This is a genomic window from Robertmurraya sp., assembly GCF_036676585.1.
In the GTDB taxonomy this organism is placed as follows: Bacteria; Bacillota; Bacilli; order Bacillales; family Cytobacillaceae; genus Robertmurraya_A.
Genome location: NZ_JAKFCQ010000203.1, coordinates 1 through 2,542, shown reverse-complemented (window position 1 = coordinate 2,542; position 2,542 = coordinate 1). Strand labels below are relative to the sequence as shown.

At 39.2% G+C, this 2,542-nt stretch carries 1 protein-coding gene, 1 rRNA gene and 1 pseudogene; all 3 read right to left on the bottom strand.

Going from position 1 to position 2,542, the window contains the following annotated elements; all coding sequences use genetic code 11:
• Nucleotides 1-276, bottom strand: a pseudogene (locus ACGLXV_RS24610) (hypothetical protein); the annotation flags it as partial.
• A 335-nt stretch (nucleotides 277-611) separates the two neighbouring features.
• Complete coding sequence (ltrA, locus tag ACGLXV_RS24605; protein ID WP_391560709.1) at nucleotides 612-1,886, bottom strand: group II intron reverse transcriptase/maturase; 1,275 nt, start codon at nucleotides 1,884-1,886, stop codon at nucleotides 612-614.
• Between the two features lie 540 nt (nucleotides 1,887-2,426).
• A 5S ribosomal RNA gene (rrf, locus tag ACGLXV_RS24600) occupies nucleotides 2,427-2,542 on the bottom strand.

The following is a 2,542-nucleotide window of genomic DNA, read 5'->3' as shown; positions in this document are numbered from 1 at the left end:
CCAGCCATTTGGACCATCATTTTTCCACCCTTTTTCATCGTTCCCTTCAAAGAAAGAGACACCCAGTACCGGCTCTTTAATATGTTCCACTTCTTTTCCTTCTGCTTTTGTAGTGTAGAGAACGATTGTCATTCCATCACTTTTTTTCTTGTACAAAACTTCTTGAACTTCGAATGGAATTGTCTCAGCAATGGCTTTTTCAAGTGTTGGATAGTTGCAAGCAGTAAGAATAAGCATTAGAACAATTAAGCTAAAAAGAACTTTACATTTTCTCATAATTCTCTCCTCCTAGATTGGTCAGAGTGTTTGTTAGTAATCTAGCAATCTCTAGTAAAAAGTAATAGGGAATAGTAACCCCCACCTTATTACCTGACCATTTTTCTTTTCGTGCCCATTATGAGTAATTCTGTACCCCTTATATTAATAGACTCAAATGGTAGTCTCATTATAATAATAATATTCCAACTTATTATATTGTTCCAGTTATATCCAAATTCAGGTCAAAGTACCTCCTTCTATAAACCCAAAAAATCGAGTAGAGGGAAAATAAGTTGATTATTTTCGCCCCTCTCACACCACCGTACATACGGTTCCGTATACGGCGGTTCAATTTATATTACAGTGTGTACTTTTAGATAATGATCTAAAGCAGAAGGTAATCCCCTCTGCTTTAGTCTTTTGTTTGAGATTGCTCTTTGGACAACCTTTGATAGTCCAATGAACCGATAACCCCTTCGACAGAAAGTTAACCCTTTCGCTTCTTCCTCAGGTATTCCTAATTGAATAAGCGATTTTATTTGTTTCCTTGGTACCTTCCATTGCTTCCAGATGATAACTCTAATTCTGGAGCGAAGCTTCATATCTATCTCATTTATTGCTGTTTTCATATTCGAGATTCTAAAGTAATTAACCCACCCAAGTATGACTTGTTTGAGTTTTAAAATTCGGAAGTCTAACGGAACACTCCAGCTTCTCTTTGTTAATATTCGAAGCTTTCTTTGGAACTTCTGTATTGACATGGGATGGGGTTTTACTTGATACCTCTTGTTTTTAATATCGTAAAAATACCCAAATCCTAAGAATTTTAGATCTCTTGGACGAGAAATTTTGCTCTTCTCCACATTGACTACTAATCCTAATTTTTCTTCTATAAATCTCACGATTGATTTCATTACCCTGTTTGCTGCTGCCTCACTCTTTACAAAGATGAGAGCGTCATCAGCGTATCTCACGAACCTTAGTCCTCTTTTCTCTAGTTCCATATCGAGTTCATTTAACATAATATTACTCAATAATGGGCTTAGGTTACCTCCTTGCGGAGTCCCAACGGGAGTTTCTTCATATTTTCCTTTCACCATAACTCCACTGACTAAGTATTTTCTGATTAACGAAATAACATCACCATCATCTATTGTGTTGGCAATTATGCGCATGAGTTTATCGTGATGGACTGTATCGAAGAATCTTTCAAGATCAATGTCTACTACCCAATCGTGTCCCTCATTCATATATTCCAGGCTTTGTATAATAGCCATCTCACAGCTTCTTTTTGGTCTAAAGCCGTAACTGTATTCACTGAATTGCTTTTCAAATATTGGACTAAGAACTTGATGAATGGCTTGTTGAACTACTCTATCCACTACTGTTGGTATTCCCAACTTGCGCATCTTGCCGTTTTCTTTTGGGATCTCCACTCTTAAGGCAGCTTGTGGTTGGTATTTTCTTGTTCTGATGCGCTGACGCAACTCATCCTTGTTCTCTTTCAGATATTGCTTCAGTTCATGGACAGTTACTCCATCGACCCCACTTGCACCTTTATTTTTATAGACACGCAAATAGGCTTCGTTCATATTTTGATTACTTAGAATCTGTTCTAAAAGTTCCACACTCGTTTCTCCTTCCATCTCACGTAGTAAGTGATAGCTCCATTTTTGATTAGCCTTTGAGATACGCTCATACTTTCGTCATTAATACATTCGGAGTACGTCACTTACGCATTCGTGGTGTTGAAACACTATAAATTGTTCAGCCCTTCATGAGTTTATTCACTACTATGGCTTCTGCTGACTTCTTGCGGCTAACCTTTTTCGACTATACTTTCGTACATCCGCAAGACCTCCCAGGGTAAGACAACTATCTTTCCTCTTTTACTCGCCTGATTTACTCTACAAAGTTACGCACATCTTTTTGGACTTTGACTTGTTATGGAGCCTTATCCCTTTGTAAAGCCTTGATATCAGATTTCTGTTCGTCGAGCCAAGATTTTATTCCACGCTTCCTCCAGCCCTTACCTCACGGCAAGTACCTTGCGCTTCCTTAGTGGTTGGTCGATGTGTACCCCCACAGTGGACTTTCACCACCTAGATAGTTGCCATGCCTGGCACACATAGAAAAAAGCACAACCTTTATCAGGTTGTGCTTCGTGTGCCTGGCAACGTCCTACTCTCACAGGGACAAAGTCCCAACTACCATCGGCGCTGAGAAGCTTAACTTCCGTGTTCGGTATGGGAACGGGTGTGACCTTCTCGCCATTATTACCAGA